We start from the raw sequence: 23,511 nt of genomic DNA on the forward strand, positions 1-23,511 counted from the left end.
GAGAAATAAGCACCATGAGCATTTCCCTTCGCGACCAGTTGCTCAAAGCAGGGCTGGTCAACCAAAAGCAGGCCAAACAGGTCGGCAAAGACAAGCAGAAGCAGCAACGTCTGGTTCACAAAGGCCAGATCGAACAGGATGACACCCAGCAGCGCCTGGCTCAGGAAGCCTTGGCCGAGAAGGTCAAGCGTGACCAGGAGCTCAACCGTCAGCAGCAAGAAAAGGCTGAGGCGAAGGCTCGTGCGGCCCAGGTCAAGCAATTGATCGAAGTCTCGCGCCTGCCGAAGTTGACCACCGAGGACTACTACAACTTCGTGGACGACAAGAAGGTCAAGCGCCTCTCGGTCAACACGCTGATGCGCAACCAGCTCAGCAATGGTTTCCTGGCGATCGTGCACCATGCTGGCGGTTACGAAGTGATCCCGCATGAGGCGGCCCTGAAGATCCAGGAGCGTGATCCACAGCGGATCGTGCAGCTGAACGTCAAGACAGAAGAAGTCGCTGCCGAGGACGATCCGTACGCGGCCTATCAGATTCCTGATGATCTGATGTGGTAAGCCTTTAAGGCCTGCAACAACGACAAACCCCGCTCATGGCGGGGTTTGTCGTTTTCAATGCTGTAATTGCTTATGCTTTGCGCCTAGGCGGAACGCGCTTCGCGTTTTTGCTCCAGTGTTTCCAGTTCGGACTTGTAGTTGTGGGCGTCAGTCTCGGAATGGAACATCCCCACCAGCATGTCTTGTTGATGTACATCCCAGATGCGGATACCGGCGGCGATGCCTTCGTGGGATTTATGTGAATCGTCGCGTTCAGTTACTTTTACAGTCATCTGCTAGCTCCAATCTCAGTTACCTGCACCAAGGCGTGTGCAGGCCTCTGTTATATATTTTGTTAGCTTCCTAAGTAAACGCTTTCGTTCGGTAACGAATAATTGCGAAATCTGCAAAAGTCCCGCAGGCCGCTAAACACGCGACATTCGGTCGCAGGCTGCTGAGTTAAATGACAAAAGTTTCATGTTCGCACTGAACAAAACCGTTGCCTGAACCAGGCGCTAATCCCCTGTGGGAGCGAGCTTGCTCGCGATAGCGTTGTGTCAGGCAACCTTTATTTTAGCTATGCCGACGCCATCGCGAGCAAGCTCGCTCCCACAGGTTTTGTGTTGGCAGGACGAGCCAGTTTTTCCAGACGAAAAAAAACGCCCCGAACCAGTCGGGGCGTTTTTGTGTGCAGCGAGGCGGCGGGGTATTACTTGCCGGCCCAGCGCTTCAGTACCAGCGTGGCATTGGTGCCACCGAAACCGAAGCTGTTGCTCATCACAGTGTTGATGGTGGCATCTTCGCGAGTCTTGGTCAGAATCGGCATGTCCGCCACTTCCGGGTCCAGTTCGTCGATGTTGGCGGAACCCGCCATGAAGTTGCCTTCCATCATCAGCATGCAGTAGATCGCTTCGTGAACGCCGGCGGCGCCCAGGGAGTGACCCGACAGGCTCTTGGTGGAGCTGATGGCCGGAGCGTTGGTGCCGAACACTTCACGCACACCTTTCATTTCCGCGACGTCGCCGACCGGAGTCGAGGTGCCGTGGGTGTTCAGGTAGTCGATCGGGGTGTCGACGGTGGACATGGCCATCTGCATGCAGCGGATGGCGCCTTCGCCGCTTGGAGCGACCATGTCGTAGCCGTCGGACGTCGCGCCGTAGCCAACGATTTCCGCGTAGATCTTCGCGCCGCGGGCCAGAGCGTGTTCCAGCTCTTCAACCACGACCATGCCGCCACCGCCAGCGATGACGAAACCGTCACGGTCGGCATCGTAGGCACGGGAGGCTTGTTCAGGGGTGTCGTTGCGCTTGCTGGACAATGCGCCCATGGCGTCGAACAGGAACGACTGGCTCCAATGTTCTTCTTCACCGCCGCCGGCGAACACGATGTCCTGCTTGCCCATCTGGATCTGTTCCATGGCGGTACCGATGCAGTGAGCACTGGTGGCGCAGGCAGAAGCGATGGAGTAGTTCAGGCCCTTGATCTTGAACGGGGTGGCCAGGCAAGCGGAAACGGTGCTGCTCATGGTCCGCGTTACACGGTATGGGCCAACGCGCTTCACGCCTTTCTCGCGCAGGATGTCCAGCGCTTCCATCTGGTTCAGCGTGGAGGCGCCACCGGAACCGGCGATCAGGCCGGTACGCGGGTTGGACACTTGCTCTTCGGTCAGGCCGGAGTCAGCAATAGCGTCTTTCATGGCCAGGTAGGCGTAAGCCGCTGCGTGGCCAACGAAGCGATAGATCTTGCGATCGATCAACTCTTCGAGAGGAAGGTCAATGGAGCCGGAAACCTGGCTACGCAGACCCATTTCAGCATATTCCGGGTTAAACCGGATGCCAGGGCGGCTTGCACGCAGGTTAGCGGAGACGGTCTCTTTGTCATTGCCCAGGCACGAAACGATGCCCAGACCAGTGATAACGACGCGGCGCATGCGGATAACCCTTAGAAGTTTTCAGTGGAGGTGAACACGCCGACCCGGAGGCCTTCGGCGGTGTAGATTTCGCGGCCGTCGACACTGACCGAACCATCGGCGATAGCGAGGTTCAGCTTGCCTTTGAGGACACGCTTGATCTGAATGTTATACGTAACTTTTTTGGCGGTCGGCAGGACCTGACCAAAGAACTTCACTTCGCCCGAACCCAGCGCACGACCACGGCCCGGCAGACCCTGCCAGCCGAGGAAGAAACCGACCAGTTGCCACATGGCATCGAGGCCCAGGCAGCCCGGCATCACCGGATCACCTTCGAAGTGACAGGCGAAGAACCACAGGTCCGGAGTGATATCCAGCTCGGCGACCAATTCACCTTTGCCGTACTTGCCACCCTCTTCGCTGATATGGGTGATGCGATCCACCATCAGCATGTTAGGCGCGGGCAGTTGCGCGTTACCTGGGCCGAACAGCTCACCGCGACTGCAGCGCAGCAGGTCTTCCCGAGTAAAGGCGTTTTGTTTGGTCATGCGAGCTCCTCAATAGTCCCGTGCGGCAGGTGGGGCGAATCTTCCCGGCCGATCGAAGCATTCATGCCTCGAGTCGACAGCCTACTCATAGACTATTGCGTTGTGGTGAAAGTCACAGCACCAAGGACATGAATGTACACTTGTGCACTGAAATTATTATTCAAGCCCCTTTTCGGGCCTGTTCGGGTGCCTAAGACTGCCGCACTTTCGCCTTTCACGCCAGTCGCAGATAGCCGAAAGGACAGTTCTACTGCACCCATCGTTGCAGAATTTGCTGCAGATCAGTCCGTTTGAAGGGCTTGGCCAGGTAATCGTTCATGCCCGCCGACAGGCACGCTTCGCGGTCACCCTGCAAGGCATTGGCCGTCAGGGCGATGATCGGCACGTCCAGGCCGCCGGGCAGTTGGCGGATCTGTCGGGTGGCTTCATAGCCGTCGATGATCGGCAATCGACAGTCCATCAAAATGGCCTCGAAAATCAGACTCTCGGCACTGCGTACCGCCTGCGCGCCATCGGTGGCGACACTCACAGTAAAGCCCAAGCTGCGCAACATGGCCTCAATAACAGTCTGGTTGACCGGGTTGTCCTCCACCAGCAGCACATTGCGTCCTTCGCCATTGCCATTGCCTGTCGGTACCCGCGGCGGCGCCAGTTCCGGCAGCGCCTGTTTATAAAGGGCGAGGGGGATTTCCAGGGTGAACACCGAACCGCGACCTTCTTCGCTCTGGGCCCGCAATGTGCCACCCATGCGCTCGGCCAGGGTGCGGGCAATTGGCAAACCGAGCCCGGTGCCGCCGTAACGTCTTGAAATGGAACTGTCGGCCTGCTGGAACGCGTTGAACATTAATTCCAGGCTTTCGGCCGAAATGCCAATGCCGCTGTCGCGCACAGTGCAGGTAAACCACAACAGATCGTGATCCAGCGATTGCCACTGCGGCTCGATGGTTACGCGACCCTGTTCGGTGAATTTCAATGCGTTGCCGATCAGGTTCACCAGAATCTGCCGGATCCGCGTCGGGTCGCCCTGAACCTGCAAGGCGCGCATGTCTTCAGGGATCAATAGCTCAAGGTCGAGTTTGCGTTGCGCGGCACTGTGCAGGAAAGACTGGGCGCAACTGCCGATCAGGTCCGCGAGGTTGAACGGAATATGCTCAAGTTCCAGCTCTGCACGTTCGATGCGCGAGAAGTCGAGAATGTCGTTGATGACCTTGAGCAAGTGTTCGGTGGACTCCGAGGCCAGCGCCGCGTATTCGACCTGCTCCTCGGTCATGTCAGTAGTTTCCAACAGTTGCAGCATGCCCAGCACGCCATTCATCGGCGTACGCAGTTCGTGGCTCATCATCGCCAGGAAGTCGGATTTGGCGTTGTTGGCCTTTTCCGCTTCTTCGCGGGTCTGGATCAGCTGCGCCATCGCTTGATGCTGTTCGCGGCTGGCCTGTTCGAGCCCCTCGGCGAGGTTGTTGATGTGTTGCGACAAGGCGCCCAGCTCGGTGTCATCGACGATCGGCAGGGGCGTGGTGTAGTCGCCTTTCTGGATCGCCTTGACCGCGTTGCCGATGTCGCGGATCGGCTGCGACAGGCTGCCCGCCAGGCGCCGGGCCAGCAGGAAAGTAAACAGAAGGGCGAACAGCGCGAGGATCCCGGCCTTGAACAGGATTTCTTGCTGGCGCTGGCTGAAGGCGTCGTTGGACAGGCCGACGATCACTCGCCCCAGGTAGTCCTCGCTCGGCGCACTGACCGAGGTGCGGGTGTTCTGGAAGAAGTCATTGTTCAGCGCGATGCGTTGCAACCGCACCGGCGCCTGGAACACTTCGACTTGCTGCGAACGGGTGTGCGACTCCGACGGTTGCTCGACGTACACCAGAATGCGGTTGGCGCTGTCCTGGACTTCCAGAAAACGCACGTTGGGCGTCGCAAGCGTGGCCTTGAGCAGGCTTTCCAGCACATCGTTGTTGCCGGAGATCACGCCGTACTCGGTGGCCGGTGCCAGTTGGTTGGCGATCAGTTGACCGGTGTGGTTGAGCTCCTGGCGCAGGTCCTGGATCCGTACGAACGTGAAGAAACTGATCAGCAGCAAGGTCAACAGCAGGGCAGGGCCGAGGCTGATGATCTGGGTCCGGGTGTTGATGTCCCAACGGCGGAAGGTCATGGGCGGCGTTCTCCTTCGGCCAACTGGCTTGCGACCGATGCTTCATCCATCTGTTCAATACCTAATGAACGAGCCACTTGCGGGTTGCTTAAGACTTTGAAGTGTTTGGGGTAGAGCGTGCGTGGCCAACTGGCCGGTGACTGGTCGAGCAAGTCGTCGAGAATCGCCAGCCAGTCGCTCTGGTCGCTGTAAGTGCTGGCCAGGCTGCCGGCCTTGACGAAACCGGCATTGGGGCCGATCAGCGCCATCTGCCGCGCGTAGCTGCTGAGCAACAGATTTTTCGCGGTTTTGGGGTTGTACAGGTCGGGGTCGTCGAGCCCCAGCAGCACGTCACTGTTTTTCAGCAACGCCTGCAATGGACGGCTGTCGCTGGTGTTTTCCCAACGTTGCGTGACGATCTCAAGGCCCAGGGGCAGGGTGGCCAGGCGCAGTTCTTTCAAAAGGAATTCGCTGTGCCGGTCATACAGCACGCCGACCCGACGGACTTGGGGCAGGATCAGCCGGGTCAGGCGCAATTGCCGCTCAATCGGCGGATCGCTCCACAGCAGGCTCAAATGGGATGGCAGCAGATTGTTCAGCCGTTGCCGCGCTTGCAGGCGGCTGATGCGCAGCACCAGTGTCGCCGGGCCCTGGCTGTCTTGCAGGCGCCAGTCGAGGCTCGGCAAATCGAGCAGGATCAAGCGCGTGTCGCTGGGCAGTTTGCCCGGCGCCGGCAGGCTGGCCAGCAGCTTGAAGCGCACGCTGTCGGAGGGGCGTAACTCGCTCAGGGCCTGAGTGAAGGATTGCACGCCGGGGCTGTCTTCGGCGCCGGTCAACAGAATGTCCGCGGCACTGACCGGCAGACTGCACAGCAGGCCGCTGACGGCCAGGCACAACCCGGCCAGCAGGCGGCCAAGGGTTGGCGTCTTCCGTGACGAAGGCTGCATCTAAAACGCCAGCTCCGCGCTGAAGTAGAGCACTCGGCGTTCGTCGTAATTATTGTCGACGAAGGTGGTGGGTTGATTGTCGAGGCGTTGCTGCAACACGCCTGCCAGTTCCAGGTTGGCCTTGCCCAGGCCGATGCGTTTGGCGATGCGTGTGTCGAGCCGTTCGAAGCGGTAGCCGTTGAGGGCGTCGTCACCATAATAGAACAGCGCGCTGTTCCAGCCCCGGCCCCAATTGCGCAGCCAACCGGCGGAACCACTGTTACGCGCCGTCTGCAATTGGTCCAGCGGGTTGCTGGCCTTGGCATCGACGTAGGCATACGTCAGGCGCAGGCGATCGGCGTTGCTGAGGCGCCAGTCGAGCTGGGTTTCAGTCCCGCTGAACCGCGAGTTGTTGGCGTTGCTGGCAATGTACTGATTGTTGCGCAACGGCTCGCTGATCATGCCGGTGATTTCGTCGTAGAACAGCTTCACATCCACCGCCAGGCCCAGTTCGGCGAAGTAGCCGTTGTAGCCCAGTTCCCGTGAACGCATGCGCTCCTTGTCGAGGTCGCCGGGGCCGCGGGTCTTCACAAAGTAGCGGGCGCTGGTCTGGCCATAGGCGCTGGGCCGCAGGTTGGTCACCTGATAACTCCAGTTCACATTGTTCTCGAACATGTCCGGGGAGCGGATCGCTTCGGAATACACCGCGCGCAGGCCATGGCGCGGGTTGATCAAATAATTGACCGCTACCCGTGGCGTCAGCGAGTTGCCGGTCAGCTTCGAGTCTTCGAACATGGCACCGCCCTGCAGCAGCCAGTGTTCGCTGGCGCGCCACTCGAGTTGACCGAACGTACGCCAGGTGGTGTCGTCGAGCGTGCCATTGAAGTAGGTCTCGGAGTCTGCCCGGTCGTAACGATAGTTCATGCCGCTGACCAGTCGCAGACTATCGGACAGGCTCAGGGTGTCTTGCAGTTCGAGGTCATAGCGCGACTCCCGGGCGCTTTGGTCAATGTCGCCGCACAGGGTTTGCCGGGCGCCGTTTCTCCATTGGTCCAGCACCTGATTGCCCAATGCGCGTTCAGCCGGGCTGCCGGCCGGTGCGCCGGGGCCGGTGTAGCGCTCCATGTTGCGCGCCAGGCGTTCGGCATAGTTCGGGCTGAGTTGCCACAGATCAGTCAGTTGTGGGCTGAACGACACTTCGGCGTCGCAGGCGCGCCAGGTCTGCTGGCGATCCCAGTGTTGCGCCGAGCCCTGGATATAGAGGCTGTGCTCGGGATTGATGTCCAGGTTCCAGCGCAGCGAGCCGGCGTAATCCTTGGCGACCACGTCGGAATTGTTCCCGGCAGCGGTAATCCCCGAAAACACCGGGCGGTAGGTGTAGGGGCGCTGGTTGGTCCCGTCCTTGGCGTTCAATTGCCAGTCGATGCTTTGACTGTCGTTGAGCGTCTGGCTGACCGCGAGATTGAAGCGGTTCAAGCGTCGGCTGTCGCGGTAATCGGCGCCGGTGCGGTCCGAGTCGAAGCCATCGTCTTGCTGGCCGGAAAGTGACAGGCGCAAATCGCCACCGTCCCAACCGGTGCCCTGGCTGGCGTAAAAGTCATTGATGCCGCGCTGGCCCTGGGTGACTTTCAGCCGCGTGCCATGGCTGTCGGCGGGGTTGCGAGTGATGATGTTGACCACCGCCATCAGCGCGTTGGCACCATAGCTGACGGTGTTCGGGCCGCGAAAGACTTCGATACGTTCGATGTCTTCCATGGCCACCGGAATATCGCTCCAGTCCACTGTGGCCAGGCCGGCCCGGTACACCGAACGGCCATCGATCAACACCTGCATACGCCGGGCTTCGCTGGCGTTGGTGCCGTGGTAATTCACCGCTGGCTGATTGCCGGTAATGTTGCCGACCATCATGCCCGGCACCAGTCGCAGCAATTCGCTGATGTCCCGGGCGCCGCTGGCGTTGATCAGTTCGCTGTCGATCACCGTCATGCTGCCTGGCACCGCCGCTGGCGACTGCTTCAATCGCGTGGCTGTCAGCACTTGCGGCAACGTTTCACTGTCCAGGAACAGATCGTCGGCCAGCAATGCCGGGCTGAAGACCAGCGCCAGAAGCAGCGGCGAGCGAGGTGAGGGCGGGCCAAAAGACACAACACAGCCTTGATAGCGATTAATTGGCGCGCATGTTAACCGAGCTCAGTGACTTTTCCAGTCACGTTAGGGGCATTTTCCTCGGTTTTATTGGTCTTCTTCCTACAAGTGCCGGTAATTGACGCAGGGGCTGGCCGCCACTGGGCCGCTCCGTATAATGCTGGCATCGCCACTGGTATGGATTAACGGATTGCATATGACTGAACAGCGCCCAATTGCGGTCCTGGGAGGCGGAAGTTTTGGTACCGCCGTGGCTAATCTTCTGGCCGAGAACGGACATCAGGTCTTGCAGTGGATGCGTGACCCCGAGCAGGCCGAGGCCATTCGGGTCAATCGCGAGAACCCGCGTTACCTTAAAGGCATCAAGATTCTGCCGGGTGTTACGGCAGTCACTGACCTGCAAGCCACTCTGGAAGCCTGCGACCTGTGCTTCGTCGCACTGCCATCCAGCGCGCTACGCTCGGTATTGGTCCCTTTTGCCAATCGTCTGAGCGGCAAGCTGCTGGTCAGCCTGACCAAGGGCATCGAAGCCCACACGTTCAAACTGATGAGCGAGATCCTCGAAGAGATCGCTCCGCAAGCGCGTATTGGCGTGTTGTCCGGGCCGAACCTGGCCCGTGAAATCGCCGAACATGCGCTGACCGCCACTGTCGTCGCCAGTGAAGACGAAGAGCTGTGCGTGCGGGTGCAGGAAGCGCTGCACGGTCGCACCTTTCGCGTGTACGCCAGTGCCGATCGCTTCGGCGTAGAGCTGGGCGGCGCGTTGAAAAACGTCTACGCGATCATTGCCGGCATGGCGGTGGCGCTGGGCATGGGCGAAAACACCAAGAGCATGCTGATCACTCGGGCGCTGGCGGAAATGACCCGTTTTGCGGTGAATCAGGGTGCCAACCCGATGACCTTCCTCGGACTGGCGGGCGTGGGCGACTTGATCGTCACCTGTTCGTCGCCGAAAAGCCGTAACTACCAGGTCGGGTTCGCCCTCGGCCAGGGCTTGAGCCTGGAAGACGCGGTGACGCGCCTGGGCGAAGTCGCCGAAGGTGTGAACACCTTGAAAGTGCTCAAGGCCAAGGCTCAGGAAGTGGGCGTGTACATGCCACTGGTCGCCGGCCTGCACGCGATTTTGTTCGAAGGGCGCACGCTTGAGCAGGTGATCGGGCTGCTAATGCGTGCCGAGCCGAAAACCGACGTCGACTTTATCTCCACCAGCGGTTTCAACTGAATCCTTAATCTACGGGCAGGGAGAACGAGACATGAACGATCCGAAAGTAGAAGCCAAGTACGAATCCATCCTGCTGCGGGTGTTGTGGATGATCGTCTTCTTGCTGGTCTGGCAAGTGGCGCAATTCATCCTCGGCGCGGTAGTGCTGGTGCAGTTGATCTATCGTTTGATCTATGGCGCCCCGAGCGCCAGCCTGATGAACTTCGGCGACAGCCTGAGCCAGTTCCTGGCGCAGATCGGTCGTTTCGGCAGCTTTCACAGCGACCAGAAACCTTGGCCGTTCGCCGACTGGCCGGCGCCGCGTACACCGGAAGGTGAAGCGCCGCATGTGGTGGCGCCTGCTCCGCATCCGGTTCGAGATGAGGAACCCAAGCTATGAAACTCTGGGTATTGCGTCACGGTGAAGCCGAGCCTTATGGCTCGCGTCCCGACTCCGAACGGGCACTGACCGCCCACGGTCGTGAAGAGGCGCTGCGCAGCGCTGCCGAGTTGATCGGTCAGCCGATCAGCGCGATCTACGCCAGCCCTTACCTGCGAGCACAGCAGACTGCGCAGTTGGTGCGTGAGGCCTTGGGCTTTGAACCGGAGATTCGTACCGTCGAGTGGCTGACCCCCGACAACCGCCCGCAAGCGGTGGCGGAGCAGTTGGTGTCGGTGGATTACGCGTTGCTGGTCAGCCATAACCCGTTGGTGGGCAACCTGTTGGGCTACTTGCAGCACGGCCATGTGCAGCAGCCGGAAGCGGTAAAAACGGCTGGCTTGGCCGAGCTGGAAGGCGACTTGCCGCTGGCTGGGGCGATGAAACTCAACGGTATCAAACACCCATAGCTCGGTGAGCGCAGGACTAATGTGGGAGCGGGCTTGCTCGCGAATACGGTGTGTCAGGCAACATTTATGTCGACTGATCCTCCGCATTCGCGAGCAAGCCCGCTCCCACATTGTTTTGCGGTGTACCTGATTTTTTGTGTGAAATAGTCAACCAAGCACTTGCTTGGTTGACTACGCTTGCTCCAGACCAAAAAATCAGGAGCAAGCCTTATGTCTGCTGCCTTTCGTTTGCCGCTGGACGTGTTCTACGAGCGTGAAGCCCGTCATCCCCGCCAGCGCTTTTTGGTGCAGCCGGTGGGCGGTGGCCAGGTCGAGACGCTGACCTGGGCCGACGTCGGCCATCAGGCTCGCTGCGCCGCTCACTGGCTGCGCGCCCGGGAATTGCCGCAAGGCAGTCACATCGCCCTGATCTCGAAAAACTGCGCCCATTGGATCATCGCTGACCTGGCGATCTGGATGGCCGGGCATGTGTCGGTGCCGTTGTACCCCAACCTCACTGCCGAGTCCGTGGCTCAAGTATTGACTCACTCCGAAGCCGCGCTGGCGTTCATCGGCAAACTCGATGACTGGCCCGGCATGTCCCGTGGCGTCAGCCCCGACCTGCCGACCATCAGCCTGCCATTGCACCCGCCAGGCACCTTTGATTTCAGTTGGGACGACCTGCAAAAAAGCTCGCCGATCCAGGACGACCCGAAACCCGCCGCCGATCAGCTGGCGACCATCATTTACACCTCCGGCACCACTGGCCTGCCCAAAGGCGTGATGCACAGCTTCGGCAATCTGGGGTTCGCCACCACCCGTGGTACGCAGTTGTTTGGCCTCAATGAGTCGGATCGGCTGTTGTCCTACTTGCCGCTGTGCCACGTTGCCGAGCGGATGTTCGTTGAGCTCGCGTCGATCTATACCGGGCAAACCGTGTTCTTTGCCGAGAGCCTCGACACTTTCCTCACCGACTTGCAGCGCGCCCGGCCGACAGCGCTATTTGGCGTGCCGCGCATCTGGACCAAATTCCAGATGGGCGTGTACAGCAAGATTCCGGCAAAGCGCCTCGATTTCCTGCTTGGCCTGCCGATTATCGGCAAGCGGGTAGGGCACAAAGTCCTCGCCGGGTTGGGGCTGGATGCGTTGCGCATCGCGTTGTCCGGTGCGGCTCCTGTGCCGCAGACCTTGTTATTGTGGTACCGCAAACTGGGGCTGGATGTGCTGGAGGTGTATGGCATGACCGAAAGCTGTGGTTACTCGCACATCGGCCGATCGGGTGAGAACAAACCCGGCTGGATCGGTAAGCCCTGCCCCGAGGTCGAGGTGCGGATTGCCGAGTCCGGTGAGGTCATGGTGCGCAGCGGCGCGACCATGCTCGGGTACTTCAAGGAACCGGAAAAAACCGCCGAAACCATCACCGAGGACGGCTTTTTGCGTACCGGCGATAAGGGCGAACAAGATGCCGAAGGCAACCTGCGCTTGACCGGGCGCCTGAAGGAAATCTTCAAAACCAGCAAAGGAAAATACGTGGCTCCGGCACCCATCGAGAATCGCCTGGCGGTGCATTCGCGGATCGAGCAGGTGTGCGTGGTCGGCGATGGCCTGAGTGCGCCGCTAGGGTTGTGCGTACTCTCGGCAGTCGGGCAGCAGGATGCCATTGGCACGGCGCGGGCGGGTTTGCATTCCAGCCTGGAAAAACTCCTGGAAGAGGTCAACGCCGTCCTCGACAAGCATGAGCGCTTGCGCCGGTTAGTGGTGGTCAAGGACAGTTGGGCGGTGGAAAACGGTTTTCTGACCCCGACCCTGAAGATCAAGCGCAACGTCATCGAAGCCGCGTATGGCGCCCGTTTCGAAGAATGGAGCGAGCGCAACGAAGCGGTGCTGTGGCAGGATTGAGTGACGAACAAAACCAACAAAGGAAAAACGGCGATGAGTCTTTGGCGTACCGCTCCCAACATCGAACAGTTGAACGCGATCCAGAAAAACACCATCGGCGAAGTGCTGGATATCCGCTTCGAAGCCTTCGACGACGAGTCCCTGACCGCGAGCATGGTCATCGACCATCGCACGCACCAGCCTTACGGTTTGCTGCACGGCGGCGCCTCGGTGGTGCTGGCCGAAACTGTCGGCTCGATGGCCAGCTACCTGTGCATCGATGCCAGCAAGTTTTACTGCGTGGGCCTGGAAATCAACGCCAACCATTTGCGCGGCTTGCGCAGCGGGCGGGTGACGGCGGTGGCCAAGGCGATTCACATTGGGCGCACCACGCATGTTTGGGATATTCGGTTGAGCAGTGATGAAGGCAAGGCCAGTTGTGTTTCGCGGTTGACCATGGCTGTGGTGCCGTTGGGTGAGAATCCTCCGACGCGTTAAACGACGTTTTATCTGCAGACGGAGTTCTGTGGCGAGGGAGCTTGCTCCCGCTGGGTCGCGAAGCGGCGCCAACCCCGGCACCATCGCTCCCCAGATGTTCCGCGTTCGCCGGTATTGCGGCTGCTACGCAACCGAGCGCGAGCAAGCTCGCTCGCCACAGGGTTCTGCGTGAATGCTTAATGGGTTATAGCTCTGGCCGGACTGTCATCATTCCTGTCAGTTACGGTCATTGCTGTAGGACGGCGTCTTGCGGACAATCAACCCCATGTTTCTCGCCCATGGATTGACCGGTATGTCGCAGCAGATCTTTTTCGCCCACGCCAATGGCTTTCCTTCGGGGACCTACGGCAAGTTGTTCGCGGCGTTGGCACCTGAGTATCAGGTGACGCATCTGGAGCAGCACGCCCATGATCCGCGCTTCCCGGCGGATGACAACTGGTACAACCTGGTGGACGAACTGATCCATCACCTCAAGCAGCAACCAGAACCAGTCTGGGGCGTCGGCCACTCCTTTGGCGGCGTGCTGCACTTGCACGCGGCCCTGCGTTGCCCCGAGCTGTATCGCGGTGTGGTGATGCTCGATTCGCCGGTACTGACCCGTGCCGATCAATGGGTGATCCTCGCCGCCAAGCGCTTCGGTTTCATTGATCGCCTGACCCCGGCCGGTCGCACCTTGGGCCGGCGCGAAGAGTTTGCCGATCTGGACAGCGCGCGCAGTTATTTTGCCGGCAAAACCCTGTTTCGCGGTTTTGACCCGGAATGCTTCGACGCCTACTTGCAGCACGGCTTGCACAAGGTCGGCGACAAGCTGCGCCTGCGCTTCGATCCGGCCACGGAAATCAGCATCTACCGTGGCGTGCCCCACACCAGCCCCGGTCGTGCACGACAGTTGAAAGTGCCACTGGCGGTGGTGCGCGGACGTAACAGCCGTGTGGTCATGCGTCACCACGCCAGCTCTGTCGGGCGCATGCCGTTGGGCGAGTCGCTGACCATGCCCGGCGGCCACATGTTTCCCCTCGAACGTCCGCAGGACACCGCCACGCTGCTGAAGGATCTGTTCAGTCGCTGGGACGGTCGCCACCAACAGGATTGCGCATGAGCCACGTTGTCGAAGAAGTCCGCCTGAGCCTGCCGCACATCGAGCTGGCGGCGCACCTGTTCGGCCCCGAGGACGGTCTGCCGGTGATTGCCTTGCACGGCTGGCTCGACAACGCCAACAGCTTTGCCCGGCTGGCGCCCAAGCTCAAAGGCTTGCGCATCATTGCGCTGGACATGGCCGGTCACGGTCATTCCGGGCATCGTCCGATTGGCGCCGGCTACGCGATGTGGGACTACGCCCACGACGTGTTACAAGTCGCAGAACAGCTGGGTTTGAAGCGGTTTGCGCTGATGGGGCACTCCATGGGCGCGATTGCTTCATTGATTATTGCCGGGTCGATGCCTGAGCGTGTCACGCATCTGGCCTTGATCGATGGCGTGATTCCTCCGACAGATAAAGGTGAAAACGCCGCCGAACGCATGGGCATGGCCCTACAAGCGCAACTGGATCTGCGGGAGAAACGCAAACCGGTCTACAGCACCCTCGACCGCGCCATCGAAGCGCGCATGAAAGGCCTGGTGGCGGTCAGTCGCGAAGCCGCCGAACTGTTGGCGCAACGGGGCCTGATGCCGGTGCCGGGTGGTTACACCTGGCGCACCGACAACCGCCTGACGCTGCCATCGCCGCTGCGTCTGACACAAGAACAAGCGATGGCCTTCGTCCAGCGCATCAGTTGTCCTGCGAAACTGGTGGTCGCGGCTGACGGCATGCTCGCCAAACATCCCGAGTTGCTGGAGCGTCTACCCTTTAGCCGTGAACAGCTGCCAGGCGGCCATCATTTGCACCTGAATGACGAACCCGGCGCCGACCTTGTCGCAGACTGTTTCAATCGGTTCTTCGCCGTTCCTTGACTTGCGCCGGGCAACTGTCGAGGCTGGGCGGGTTGAAATGGGAGACAACCATGATAGATCTCTACACCGCTGCGACCCCGAATGGCCACAAGGTCTCTATCGTGCTCGAGGAACTCGGCCTGCCCTATACGGTGCACGCCTTGAGTTTCGACAAAAAGGAACAGAAGTCCGCGGACTTCCTCAAGATCAATCCCAATGGCCGGATTCCCGCGATTGTCGACCGCGCCAACGGCGATTTCGCCGTGTTCGAATCCGGCGCCATCCTGATTTACCTCGCTGAACTGAGCGGCCAGCTCATGCCCAAGGACCCCAAGGGGCGCTCGGTGGTGTTGCAGTGGCTGATGTTCCAGATGGGTGGCATCGGCCCGATGCAGGGCCAGGCCAACGTGTTCTTCCGTTATTTTCCGGAAAAACTTCAGGGCGCCATCGACCGCTACCAGCATGAAACCCGGCGCCTGTACGAAGTGCTCGACACGCGTTTGCAAACTGTGGAATTTCTGGCCGGCGAGTACAGCATTGCCGACATTGCGACCTTCCCATGGGTGCGTAGTCACGACTGGTCCGGGGTCGAAGTCGAAGGCTTGCCGGCCTTGCAGCGTTGGCTGGCAGCCATGGAAGCGCGCCCGGCGGTACAGCGTGGTTTGTTGGTGCCGGAGTACGTCGATGACGCCAGTATCGTCAAGGGTGCCCAGGCCATGCTGATCCGATGAGCCTGCCCATGCGATCACTCAGTCTGCTGGCGTTGTGTTGTTTCAGCCCTTTATTGTTTGCCGCCGATGTGCCGGGCAGTCAGGACTTGCCCATTGTGCCGCGCCTGGCCGATGCGCAGATCGTCGACTTTCGCCCACCGGTGGATCTTGAGCGGATTTATCCGCTGGGCTCGATCCGCAAGATCAGCGGCCAGTTGCGTTTCGACGGCCAGGTCAGCGCCCGCGGGCAAACCACCTCGGTGACCTACGAGCTACCGCCGGAACATTCCGCCACCGAAGCGTTTACCGTTGCGCGCGAAGCCTTGCAGAAGCAGGGCGCCGAACTGCTGTTCTGGTGCCAGGCCCGCGATTGCGGCGAAAGCAGCCTGTGGGCCAATGAAGTCTTCGGCAACGCCAAGCTGTTTGGCGCCGACGATCAACAGTCTTACTTGTTGCTGCGGCTGGCGGCACCCAAGGACAATTCGCTGGTGGCGCTCTACAGCATCACTCGCGGCAATCGCAAAGCCTACCTGCACGTCGAGCAATTTGAAGCCGCCGCGCCGCTGGGGGATTTGTTGCCAACGTCCGCGACCTTGCTTCGCCAGCTCAAAAGCACCGGTGAGCTCGATTTCCCGAAACTGAGTGCCGATCCCGACGACACCTGGCTGCGTTTGATTTCTCGCGGTTTGAACCTGGACACTACGCTGCGAGTCAGTGTTTCCGGGCCTAAAGCCGAGGCTTGGCGCCAATCGCTGATCGCCCAGGGCGTGCGTGCGGCGCGGATGGAAGCCGGCAACGTCGAAGGTGCTGGGCTGCACATCGAATTGTTGCGATAAGCTGCATCAGGCGAACGCGTCCCGCGCGTTCGCCTACTCTTTTGCGAACTGACTTTTTCGAGACCTTACATGCTCAATAACGATCGGCTGTTGGTGCAGATTCTGCTCCTGGTGCTGTTTGGCGCGAGCTTCTGGGTGATGGCGCCGTTCTGGTCGGCATTGTTCTGGGGCGCGGTATTGGCGTTCGCCAGTTGGCCGCTGATGCGTTTACTGACCCGTTGGCTCCATGGCCGTGAATCCCTGGCGGCGGCGTTGCTGACCCTGTGCTGGATGTTGCTGGTGGCGGTGCCGTTGGTGTGGCTGGGGTTCAACCTGGCGGATCACGTGCGCGATGCCACGGTGTTTATCAAGGATGTGCAGGTCGACGGCCTGCCGGAAGCTCCGGCCTGGCTGGGTACACTTCCCTTGGTCGGTGAACGCCTGGTGGGTGTCTGGAACAGCATTGATGAGCAAGGTGCGGCGATGATGCTGGCGGTCAAACCTTATCTGGGGCAGGTCGGCAACTGGTTGCTGGCGCGCAGTGCGCAGATCGGCGGCGGTATTCTCGAACTGACGTTGAGCATTGTCTTCGTGTTCTTTTTCTACCGTGACGGGCCGCGATTGGCGGCGTTTGTCCATGGGTTGCTGGAGCGGTTGATCGGTGACCGCGCCGGGTACTACATCGAACTGGTCGCCGGGACGGTGCAACGGGTGGTCAACGGTGTGATCGGCACCGCGGCGGCCCAGGCGATTCTGGCATTGATCGGCTTCTTGATCGCCGGGGTTCCTGGTGCGTTGGTGCTGGGGATCGTGACGTTCCTGTTGAGCCTGATTCCGATGGGGCCGCCACTGATCTGGATCCCGGCCACGGCTTGGTTGGCGTGGAAGGGCGAGTACGGGCTGGCGGTGTTCCTCGGGATTTGGGGGACGTTCATCATCAGTGGCGTGGACAACGTGCTGAAGCCATACCTGATCAGTCGCGGCGGAAATTTGCCGTTGGTGATTGTGCTGTTGGGTGTGTTTGGCGGGTTGATCGCGTTCGGGTTTATCGGTTTGTTCATCGGCCCGACGTTGTTGGCGGTGGCTTACAGCCTGTTGACCGATTGGAGCAAAAGCCAGGCGCGGGTCGAAGATCGCCGCTGATTTACTTATGCAGGAGCTGCCGAAGGCTGCGATCTTTTGATCTTGAAAAGCCCACTGAACCTGTGAAGGTCAGTGGGCTTTTCTGTGTCTGTGATGGCCTCTTCGCGGGCAAGTCGGATCGCCGCACCGCTCGCTCCTACAGGTTTTTGTTGTATCGCGATGAGGCGAACAACGCATGACCTGAAGGAGCGAGCGGTGCGGCGATCCGACTTGCCCGCGAAGCTTTTGGCTTAGGTCGCGACGCTCAGGTTCTTGCCCGCGCTCGCTACGTTGTCGAGCGAATACTGCTGGCTCAGGCTGGCGATCATTTTGTCCAGGGCTGCACTGACGTTCGACTGAGCGGTGGAGCTGTCGCTGTTTTTCTCGCGGCCAGCTTGCATGGCGGCTTTGAGTTCATAGTTGCTGACGCCACCGCTGTTGTCGCGGTCGAGAATCTTCATTAATGCGGCGCTTGTGTCGGTGGCGTTCGACGTAGCGGTCGATGAGCTGCTGGTGCTGGCCTGCAACGCGCTGCTCAGTTCGGTGGCGCTGATACTTCCATCGTTGTTGGTGTCGAGCTGGCTGAACAACTGATCGCTGGATGCCTGCTGCGGCGGTGGCGGTGGCGGAGGGCTGAGGGCGGCGGCGAGTTCGTCCTTGCTGACGGTGCCGTCCTGGTTTTTGTCCAGGGCCGAGAAAATTGCGCTGCTGTCGGCGCTGCTGCCGGCATTGGTCAGGCCATTACTAAGTTCCGCACTGCTGAGGTTGCCGTCGCCGTTGGCATCCAGAGCGCCGAGGATCGCGTCAGCCAGATCAGTGTTAGGCGCTTGATCCTGCGCGGGCGGTGCCGGCGGCGCCATTGCGGCCATTTCTTCACTGCTCAGGCTGCCGCTGCTGTCGCTGTCCAGGCTGGTGAAGTTCTTGCTCAGGTCGGCCAACAGGCGACTGTTGGGTTTCTCTGCCTGGGCGGTCTTCAGCTCGTCCTGACTGACCTTACCGTCGCCATTAGTGTCGAGCTTGGTGAACAGCTCTTTCTGGAACTGTGCACGGCGCGCGGCGTTGGCCGACGTGCTGCTGGTACTCGTGCTGGTATAGCTCGTGTTGCTGCTGCTAACGCTACCGATCATTGGGCTCACTCCTTGGGATGGAAAACCGGTGAGTGCACCGGCTTATGCAGCCTCAAGGGGCAAGTTGTCGTGGGTATGTGACGTTTGTACCGGTTGGTACACAGTCGTCAGGCTGAAGCAAACCCTGTGGGAGTGGGCTTGCTCGCGAAGAGGGTGTGTCAGTCGATTCCATGTTGACTGATACATCGCTTTCGCGAGCAAGCCCGCTCCCACATTGGATAGGTGTTGGGCTTAGGTTCGGGGAAGGCAAATGACCGCAGTGAGGCCGCCGCCGGGGGTTTCTTCCAGGCTCAGTTGCCCGCCCAGGCGTTCCGCCGCCTCCCGGGCGATGGTCATGCCCAGGCCGACGCCACCGGAGTTGCGGTTACGTGAACCCTCCAGCCGAAAGAATGGCTCGAACACCGCTTCGCGTTTGTCTTCTGCAATCCCTGGCCCGTGGTCGATTACCCGGATCACCAGTTGCCCACGGCTGTCTTCGAGGGTGATCAGTGCTTGCCCGGCATAACGCAGGGCGTTGTCCATCAGGTTGTTTATGCACGAACGCAGGGCCATGGGCTGGACTTGCAGCGGTGCGCAATGACCACTGGCCTGAACATCGGCGCCCTGGTCCTGGGCGTTTTCGCTCAGGGATTCCACCAGTGCCTGCACGTCCATCCACTGGCGGGCCTCGCTGGTGCGCTGTTCGTGGAGGTAGGTGAGGGTGGCGTCAAGCATGCCGATCATGTCGTCCAGATCCTGACGCATCTGGCCTTGTAGCTTGTCGTCTTCGATTTGTTCCAGTCGCAGCTTGAGTCGCGACAGCGGGGTGCGCAGGTCGTGGGACACCGCACCGAGCATCCGAGAGCGCTGCTGCACTTGCTCGATGATGCGTCGCTGCATCTTGTTGAAGGTGTGGGCTGCTTGCCGTGCTTCCCGGGGGCCGGACTCGTCCAGTGGCGGGCTATCGAGGTTCTCGCTCAAGCGTTCGGCCGCATCGCTCAGGCGTTGAATCGGCCGGCTCAGCAGTTTGGCGCCGTACCAGGCCGCGATGACCAGTGAGATCAGCTGAAAGGTCAGCGGCACCAACGGGCCGCCGAACCAGGGCCGTGGTGGCCGTTTCTGGAAGCGCGGGTCCATCGGCGGCTGTTGCCCGTCGAAGTTCTCGGAGAACCCAGGTGGCGGCGGAGGGGGAGGTGGGCCGTAATGGTGAAACCAGAAAAATGCCAACAGGTGCGCCAGGATGATCGCGATCAGCAACACACCAAACAGGCGGCCGAACAGCGTATCGAAGCGCGCACGCATCAGCCGATGTCCCTCGCGTCGAACAGGTAACCCTCACCGCGAACGGTCTTGATCAACTGCGGTGCCTTGGGGTCATCCCCGAGTTTCTGGCGCAGGCGCGACACCAGCAGGTCGATGCTGCGATCAAAGGCTTCGATCGAACGACCACGAGCAGCATCCAGCAATTGTTCGCGACTGAGCACCCGGCGCGGACGTTCGATGAACACCCAGAGCAGGCGGAATTCGGCGTTGGACAGTGGCACCACCAGGCCATCGGCGGCGATCAACTGGCGCAAAACGCTGTTCAGGCGCCAGTTGTCGAATCGAATATTCGCACGCTGTTCGGTACGATCGTCGCGCACCCGACGCAGAATGGTCTGAATCCGCGCCACCAGTTCCCGTGGCTCGAACGGCTTGGCCATGTAGTCGTCGGCGCCCAGTTCCAGGCCGATGATCCGGTCGGTGGGTTCGCAGCGCGCGGTGAGCATCAGGATCGGGATGTCCGATTCGGCACGCAGCCAACGGCACAGAGACAAGCCGTCCTCGCCGGGAAGCATCAGGTCGAGCACCACCACGTCAAAATGTTCCGCTTGCAGCGCCAGACGCATGGCTGCGCCATCGGTGACGCCGCTGGCGTGGATATTGAACCGGGCCAGATAGTCGATCATCAATTCGCGGATCGGGACGTCATCGTCGACGATCAGGGCGCGAATGCTCCAGCGTTTGTCGTCGCCGGGCGCTTTTTGATCGTCGTTCACAGGTGCAGGGGTGTTTTGCATGCGTGCGTTCATCTGCCAGGTAGGCTGCCAACCACAAAGATGGGCTGCGAGGTTGTGGCTTCAGCATAGGCGTCCTGCCCGAAGGCGGGAAGTGCTGTAAGGGCGTGTTGCGGCTCCCGAGGGTAGCGATGAAGGATGTTGTGGGCGTGTCGTGAGTGTATCCGGCTAGACACAATTGGCCAAAGGGCTAGTCTTGCTTGAGCTGCGACGACGAATTACCGATCATCGGGTCCCGCAGCGGCGCTGGTTCCGCTACAATGCGCGCCGATTTCGTCCTGCCTGAGAGCCCGCACATGTCCGTCTGCCAGACTCCTATCATCGTCGCCCTGGATTTCCCCACCCGTGACGCCGCACTGAAGCTGGCCGACCAGTTGGACCCTAAATTGTGCCGGGTCAAAGTCGGTAAAGAGTTGTTCACCAGCTGCGCCTCGGAAATCGTCGGCACCTTGCGCGACAAGGGTTTCGAAGTGTTCCTGGACCTCAAGTTCCACGACATTCCGAACACCACCGCGATGGCGGTCAAGGCTGCGGCGGAAATGGGCGTGTGGATGGTCAACGTGCACTGCTCCGGCGGCTTGCGCATGATGGCAGCCTGCCGTGAAGTGCTCGACCAGCGTACCGGCCCCAAGCCGTTGTTGATCGGCGTGACCGTGCTGACCAGCATGGAACGTGAGGATCTGGCGGCTATTGGCCTGGATATCGAGCCGCAGGAGCAGGTGCTGCGTCTGGCCGCGTTGGCGGAAAAAGCCGGGATGGACGGTCTGGTGTGCTCGGCCCTGGAGGCCCAGGCCCTGAAGGCGGCCCACCCGTCGCTGCAACTGGTCACCCCGGGGATTCGTCCGGCGGGCAGCGCCCAGGACGATCAACGCCGCATCCTGACCCCACGTCAGGCGCTGGATGCTGGTTCCGACTATCTGGTGATCGGCCGTCCGATCAGCCAGGCGGCGGATCCGGCGAAGGCGTTGGCGGCGGTTGTAGCCGAAATCGCCTGACCAAACGCTGAAGATCAAAATGTGGGAGCGAGCTTGCTCGCGATGAGGGCATGTCAGTCGACATCAATGTTGTCTGACACACCGCTATCGCGAGCAAGCTCGCTCCCACATTGGTTTTGTGGTGCTTTGAAATATCGGGTTAAACCTTCAGAACCAACTTCCCGAAATTCTCCCCGCTGAACAACTTCATCAGCGTCTCGGGGAACGTCTCCAGTCCTTCCACAATGTCTTCCCGGCTCTGCAACTGCCCCTTGGCCATCCAGCCGGCCATTTCGTGTCCGGCGGCGGTGAATTGCGCGGCGTAGTCCATCACTACAAAACCTTCCATCCGTGCGCGATTGACCAGCAGCGACAGGTAGTTGGCCGGGCCCTTGACCGCTTCCTTGTTGTTGTATTGGCTGATGGCGCCGCAAATCACCACTCGCGCTTTCATTGCCAGGCGACTCAGTACAGCATCGAGAATATCGCCGCCGACGTTATCGAAATACACATCCACGCCCTTCGGACATTCGCGCTTGAGCCCGGCGACCACGTCTTCGTTCTTGTAGTCGATGACCCCGTCAAAACCCAGTTCATCAATCAGGAACTTGCACTTGTCGGCGCCGCCCGCAATGCCGATGACGCGGCAGCCCTTGATCTTGGCGATCTGCCCGGCAATGCTCCCCACCGCGCCTGCCGCGCCCGACAGCACTACGGTGTCGCCGGCCTTCGGTACGCCGACGTTGAGCAGAGCGAAGTAGGCGGTCATGCCGGTCATGCCCAACGCCGACAGGTAGCGCGGCAGTGGCGCCAGTTTCGGATCAACCTTGTAGAAGCCTCGCGGCTCGCCGAGGAAGTAATCCTGAACGCCCAGGGCGCCGTTAACGTAGTCGCCCACCGCAAAGCCCGGGCTGTTCGACGCAATCACTTTGCCTACACCCAATGCGCGCATTACTTCACCCAGGCCGACCGGCGGGATGTAGGACTTGCCCTCGTTCATCCAGCCACGCATGGCCGGGTCCAGGGACAGGTATTCGTTCTTGACCAGGATCTGACCCGTGGCCGGTTCGCCGACCGGTACTTCTTGATAGGTGAAGGTTTCGCGGGTCGCCGGGCCTACCGGGCGTTTGGCGAGCAGGAACTGGCGATTGGTCTGGGTAGTCATGACAGGCACTCAAGATGAATGAAGCTTTGTTGATAGACCTTCATGGCTGATGCCGCAAGGTTGGCTGATGCGGCGAATGCAGGTCGATCCAGTGCAGTGATAGTCGGGCGGTCGCTTCTATCACTGCGATTCATGGGCGCTCAACCGGCCTTCTGATAGTGCTGCCGCGCGGCAGGCCCCTGTGGCTAGACTGCAAGCACGCAATCGCGCCGCATTCTTCTCTTCGAGGACATAACAATGAGCATGACGTTTTCCGGCCAGGTAGCCGTTGTGACCGGTGCCGCCAACGGTATTGGCCGCGCCACCGCCCAGGCCTTTGCGGCTGAAGGGTTGAAGGTCGTGGTTGCCGATCTGGACACGGCGGGCGGCGAAGGCACGGTAGCGCTGATTCGCACGGCGGGCGGCGAAGCGACCTTCGTGCGCTGCAACGTCACCGTGGAAAGCGAGGTAAAACATCTGATGGACGAAGTGGTGAATACCTACGGCCGTCTCGACTATGCCTTCAACAACGCCGGTATCGAGATCGAAAAAGGCAAGCTGGCCGACGGCACGATCGATGAGTTCGACGCGATCATGGGCGTCAACGTCAAAGGCGTCTGGTTGTGCATGAAGTATCAGTTGCCGTTGCTGCTGGCCCAGGGCGGCGGGGCGATCGTCAACACTGCGTCGGTAGCCGGCCTGGGTGCTGCGCCGAAGATGAGCATTTACGCCGCCTCCAAGCACGCGGTGATCGGCCTGACCAAATCGGCCGCCATTGAATATGCAAAGAAAAAGATCCGCGTAAACGCAGTGTGCCCGGCGGTGATCGACACCGACATGTTCCGTCGCGCCTATGAGGCTGACCCGAAGAAGGGTGAGTTCGCCAATGCCATGCACCCGGTAGGTCGCATCGGCAAGGTCGAGGAAATCGCCAGCGCGGTGCTGTATCTGTGCAGTGACGGCGCGGCCTTCACTACCGGGCATTCGCTGGCCGTGGATGGTGGCGTCACTGCATTCTGAATGTTGCTAACGCGAACCGTGTGGGAGCGGGCTTGCT

At 60.4% G+C, this 23,511-nt stretch carries 23 protein-coding genes; 13 read left to right on the forward strand and 10 right to left on the reverse strand.

The features are described from left to right. Positions 1–14: 14 nt before the first annotated feature. Positions 15–557 (forward strand): DUF2058 domain-containing protein, encoded by a 543-nt coding sequence (locus tag AC1MEW_RS11520; protein WP_480426299.1) that lies wholly within the window; start codon positions 15–17, stop codon positions 555–557. Positions 558–640: 83 nt separating this feature from the next. On the opposite strand, the gene AC1MEW_RS11525 is transcribed toward AC1MEW_RS11520, so the two are convergent. The 6 genes from AC1MEW_RS11525 to AC1MEW_RS11550 form a co-directional block, all read right to left on the reverse strand. Then, positions 641–829, reverse strand: coding sequence for a hypothetical protein (locus tag AC1MEW_RS11525; protein ID WP_201205844.1), 189 nt, complete (start codon positions 827–829; stop codon positions 641–643). A 416-nt stretch (positions 830–1,245) separates the two neighbouring features. Then, complete coding sequence (gene fabB / locus AC1MEW_RS11530; protein WP_201205842.1) at positions 1,246–2,466, reverse strand: beta-ketoacyl-ACP synthase I; 1,221 nt, start codon at positions 2,464–2,466, stop codon at positions 1,246–1,248. 11 nt (positions 2,467–2,477) lie between these two features. After that, positions 2,478–2,993: a 3-hydroxyacyl-[acyl-carrier-protein] dehydratase FabA gene (gene fabA / locus AC1MEW_RS11535; protein ID WP_042560484.1), complete on the reverse strand. Its 516-nt coding sequence runs from the start codon at positions 2,991–2,993 to the stop codon at positions 2,478–2,480. A 247-nt stretch (positions 2,994–3,240) separates the two neighbouring features. Then, entirely contained in the window at positions 3,241–5,142 is a 1,902-nt protein-coding gene (locus tag AC1MEW_RS11540) for an ATP-binding protein (protein WP_201256112.1), read from the reverse strand. Next, on the reverse strand, positions 5,139–6,068 hold the full coding sequence (locus AC1MEW_RS11545; protein WP_480426302.1) for an ABC transporter substrate-binding protein: 930 nt from the start codon (positions 6,066–6,068) through the stop codon (positions 5,139–5,141). Before AC1MEW_RS11545 ends, AC1MEW_RS11540 begins: the two co-directional genes overlap by 4 nt. Beyond that, positions 6,069–8,192 carry a TonB-dependent receptor plug domain-containing protein gene (locus AC1MEW_RS11550; RefSeq protein ID WP_480426304.1) on the reverse strand — a complete coding sequence of 708 codons (2,124 nt, stop codon included), beginning with the start codon at positions 8,190–8,192 and terminating at the stop codon, positions 6,069–6,071. 196 nt (positions 8,193–8,388) lie between these two features. Between AC1MEW_RS11550 and AC1MEW_RS11555 the strand changes: the two genes are divergently transcribed. The 10 genes from AC1MEW_RS11555 to AC1MEW_RS11600 all read left to right on the forward strand — a co-directional run bounded on the left by AC1MEW_RS11555 (position 8,389) and on the right by AC1MEW_RS11600 (position 17,194). Beyond that, positions 8,389–9,414, forward strand: a complete 1,026-nt coding sequence (locus AC1MEW_RS11555) for an NAD(P)H-dependent glycerol-3-phosphate dehydrogenase (RefSeq protein ID WP_201205833.1) — start codon at positions 8,389–8,391, stop codon at positions 9,412–9,414. A gap of 31 nt (positions 9,415–9,445) precedes the next feature. Next, on the forward strand, positions 9,446–9,793 hold the full coding sequence (locus tag AC1MEW_RS11560; RefSeq protein ID WP_201205830.1) for a DUF4389 domain-containing protein: 348 nt from the start codon (positions 9,446–9,448) through the stop codon (positions 9,791–9,793). Continuing rightward, positions 9,790–10,242, forward strand: coding sequence for a phosphohistidine phosphatase SixA (sixA, locus tag AC1MEW_RS11565; RefSeq protein WP_201256111.1), 453 nt, complete (start codon positions 9,790–9,792; stop codon positions 10,240–10,242). Before AC1MEW_RS11560 ends, sixA begins: the two co-directional genes overlap by 4 nt. Positions 10,243–10,452: 210 nt before the next feature. Beyond that, the gene (locus AC1MEW_RS11570) at positions 10,453–12,120 is read left to right on the forward strand and encodes an AMP-binding protein (protein WP_201256110.1); all 1,668 of its coding nucleotides are present in this window, start codon (positions 10,453–10,455) and stop codon (positions 12,118–12,120) included. 33 nt (positions 12,121–12,153) lie between these two features. Continuing rightward, positions 12,154–12,597: a hotdog fold thioesterase gene (locus AC1MEW_RS11575; RefSeq protein ID WP_201205824.1), complete on the forward strand. Its 444-nt coding sequence runs from the start codon at positions 12,154–12,156 to the stop codon at positions 12,595–12,597. Between the two features lie 292 nt (positions 12,598–12,889). Beyond that, positions 12,890–13,696 carry an alpha/beta fold hydrolase gene (locus AC1MEW_RS11580; protein ID WP_480426307.1) on the forward strand — a complete coding sequence of 269 codons (807 nt, stop codon included), beginning with the start codon at positions 12,890–12,892 and terminating at the stop codon, positions 13,694–13,696. Next, the gene (locus AC1MEW_RS11585; protein ID WP_201205820.1) at positions 13,693–14,547 is read left to right on the forward strand and encodes an alpha/beta hydrolase; all 855 of its coding nucleotides are present in this window, start codon (positions 13,693–13,695) and stop codon (positions 14,545–14,547) included. Before AC1MEW_RS11580 ends, AC1MEW_RS11585 begins: the two co-directional genes overlap by 4 nt. A gap of 50 nt (positions 14,548–14,597) precedes the next feature. Beyond that, positions 14,598–15,257: a glutathione S-transferase family protein gene (locus AC1MEW_RS11590; protein ID WP_201256109.1), complete on the forward strand. Its 660-nt coding sequence runs from the start codon at positions 14,598–14,600 to the stop codon at positions 15,255–15,257. Between the two features lie 8 nt (positions 15,258–15,265). Beyond that, complete coding sequence (locus tag AC1MEW_RS11595; protein ID WP_201205818.1) at positions 15,266–16,072, forward strand: DUF4892 domain-containing protein; 807 nt, start codon at positions 15,266–15,268, stop codon at positions 16,070–16,072. A gap of 69 nt (positions 16,073–16,141) precedes the next feature. Then, positions 16,142–17,194, forward strand: a complete 1,053-nt coding sequence (locus AC1MEW_RS11600; protein ID WP_201256108.1) for an AI-2E family transporter — start codon at positions 16,142–16,144, stop codon at positions 17,192–17,194. A gap of 230 nt (positions 17,195–17,424) precedes the next feature. Here the strand turns inward: AC1MEW_RS11600 and xopAW are convergent, their stop codons facing one another. The 3 genes from xopAW to AC1MEW_RS11615 all read right to left on the reverse strand — a co-directional run bounded on the left by xopAW (position 17,425) and on the right by AC1MEW_RS11615 (position 20,339). Further along, positions 17,425–18,300, reverse strand: a complete 876-nt coding sequence (gene xopAW / locus AC1MEW_RS11605) for a XopAW family type III secretion system calcium-binding effector (RefSeq protein ID WP_201256107.1) — start codon at positions 18,298–18,300, stop codon at positions 17,425–17,427. A gap of 231 nt (positions 18,301–18,531) precedes the next feature. Continuing rightward, positions 18,532–19,581 carry a sensor histidine kinase gene (locus AC1MEW_RS11610; RefSeq protein ID WP_201205813.1) on the reverse strand — a complete coding sequence of 350 codons (1,050 nt, stop codon included), beginning with the start codon at positions 19,579–19,581 and terminating at the stop codon, positions 18,532–18,534. Beyond that, entirely contained in the window at positions 19,581–20,339 is a 759-nt protein-coding gene (locus tag AC1MEW_RS11615) for a response regulator (RefSeq protein WP_201205811.1), read from the reverse strand. Before AC1MEW_RS11615 ends, AC1MEW_RS11610 begins: the two co-directional genes overlap by 1 nt. 293 nt (positions 20,340–20,632) lie before the next feature. On the opposite strand from AC1MEW_RS11615, the gene pyrF reads away from it, so the two are divergent. Continuing rightward, positions 20,633–21,331, forward strand: a complete 699-nt coding sequence (pyrF, locus tag AC1MEW_RS11620) for an orotidine-5'-phosphate decarboxylase (RefSeq protein ID WP_201256106.1) — start codon at positions 20,633–20,635, stop codon at positions 21,329–21,331. Between the two features lie 139 nt (positions 21,332–21,470). On the opposite strand, the gene AC1MEW_RS11625 is transcribed toward pyrF, so the two are convergent. Then, entirely contained in the window at positions 21,471–22,475 is a 1,005-nt protein-coding gene (locus AC1MEW_RS11625; protein ID WP_201205807.1) for an NADP-dependent oxidoreductase, read from the reverse strand. Between the two features lie 237 nt (positions 22,476–22,712). Here AC1MEW_RS11625 and AC1MEW_RS11630 point away from each other — a divergent pair, with 237 nt between their 5' ends. Further along, positions 22,713–23,474 (forward strand): SDR family oxidoreductase, encoded by a 762-nt coding sequence (locus AC1MEW_RS11630; protein WP_201191566.1) that lies wholly within the window; start codon positions 22,713–22,715, stop codon positions 23,472–23,474. The last annotated feature ends 37 nt before the right edge of the window (positions 23,475–23,511 follow it).

The organism is Pseudomonas sp. ASL4, from assembly GCF_056680395.1.

Excerpts from the sequence above, each read along its gene's own strand:
- fabB (WP_201205842.1), bottom strand. The coding sequence starts at position 2,466 with ATGCGCCGCGTCGTTATCACTGGTCTGGGCATCGTTTCGTGCCTGGGC.
- AC1MEW_RS11625 (WP_201205807.1), bottom strand. The coding sequence starts at position 22,475 with ATGACTACCCAGACCAATCGCCAGTTCCTGCTCGCCAAACGCCCGGTA.
- AC1MEW_RS11520 (WP_480426299.1), top strand. The coding sequence starts at position 15 with ATGAGCATTTCCCTTCGCGACCAGTTGCTCAAAGCAGGGCTGGTCAAC.
- AC1MEW_RS11560 (WP_201205830.1), top strand. The coding sequence starts at position 9,446 with ATGAACGATCCGAAAGTAGAAGCCAAGTACGAATCCATCCTGCTGCGG.
- pyrF (WP_201256106.1), top strand. The coding sequence starts at position 20,633 with ATGTCCGTCTGCCAGACTCCTATCATCGTCGCCCTGGATTTCCCCACC.
- AC1MEW_RS11525 (WP_201205844.1), bottom strand. The coding sequence starts at position 829 with ATGACTGTAAAAGTAACTGAACGCGACGATTCACATAAATCCCACGAA.
- xopAW (WP_201256107.1), bottom strand. The coding sequence starts at position 18,300 with ATGATCGGTAGCGTTAGCAGCAGCAACACGAGCTATACCAGCACGAGT.
- AC1MEW_RS11610 (WP_201205813.1), bottom strand. The coding sequence starts at position 19,581 with ATGCGTGCGCGCTTCGATACGCTGTTCGGCCGCCTGTTTGGTGTGTTG.
- AC1MEW_RS11585 (WP_201205820.1), top strand. The coding sequence starts at position 13,693 with ATGAGCCACGTTGTCGAAGAAGTCCGCCTGAGCCTGCCGCACATCGAG.
- AC1MEW_RS11580 (WP_480426307.1), top strand. The coding sequence starts at position 12,890 with ATGTCGCAGCAGATCTTTTTCGCCCACGCCAATGGCTTTCCTTCGGGG.
- fabA (WP_042560484.1), bottom strand. The coding sequence starts at position 2,993 with ATGACCAAACAAAACGCCTTTACTCGGGAAGACCTGCTGCGCTGCAGT.
- AC1MEW_RS11545 (WP_480426302.1), bottom strand. The coding sequence starts at position 6,068 with ATGCAGCCTTCGTCACGGAAGACGCCAACCCTTGGCCGCCTGCTGGCC.
- AC1MEW_RS11570 (WP_201256110.1), top strand. The coding sequence starts at position 10,453 with ATGTCTGCTGCCTTTCGTTTGCCGCTGGACGTGTTCTACGAGCGTGAA.
- AC1MEW_RS11590 (WP_201256109.1), top strand. The coding sequence starts at position 14,598 with ATGATAGATCTCTACACCGCTGCGACCCCGAATGGCCACAAGGTCTCT.
- AC1MEW_RS11575 (WP_201205824.1), top strand. The coding sequence starts at position 12,154 with ATGAGTCTTTGGCGTACCGCTCCCAACATCGAACAGTTGAACGCGATC.
- AC1MEW_RS11555 (WP_201205833.1), top strand. The coding sequence starts at position 8,389 with ATGACTGAACAGCGCCCAATTGCGGTCCTGGGAGGCGGAAGTTTTGGT.
- AC1MEW_RS11540 (WP_201256112.1), bottom strand. The coding sequence starts at position 5,142 with ATGACCTTCCGCCGTTGGGACATCAACACCCGGACCCAGATCATCAGC.
- sixA (WP_201256111.1), top strand. The coding sequence starts at position 9,790 with ATGAAACTCTGGGTATTGCGTCACGGTGAAGCCGAGCCTTATGGCTCG.
- AC1MEW_RS11600 (WP_201256108.1), top strand. The coding sequence starts at position 16,142 with ATGCTCAATAACGATCGGCTGTTGGTGCAGATTCTGCTCCTGGTGCTG.
- AC1MEW_RS11630 (WP_201191566.1), top strand. The coding sequence starts at position 22,713 with ATGAGCATGACGTTTTCCGGCCAGGTAGCCGTTGTGACCGGTGCCGCC.
- AC1MEW_RS11615 (WP_201205811.1), bottom strand. The coding sequence starts at position 20,339 with ATGCAAAACACCCCTGCACCTGTGAACGACGATCAAAAAGCGCCCGGC.
- AC1MEW_RS11595 (WP_201205818.1), top strand. The coding sequence starts at position 15,266 with ATGCGATCACTCAGTCTGCTGGCGTTGTGTTGTTTCAGCCCTTTATTG.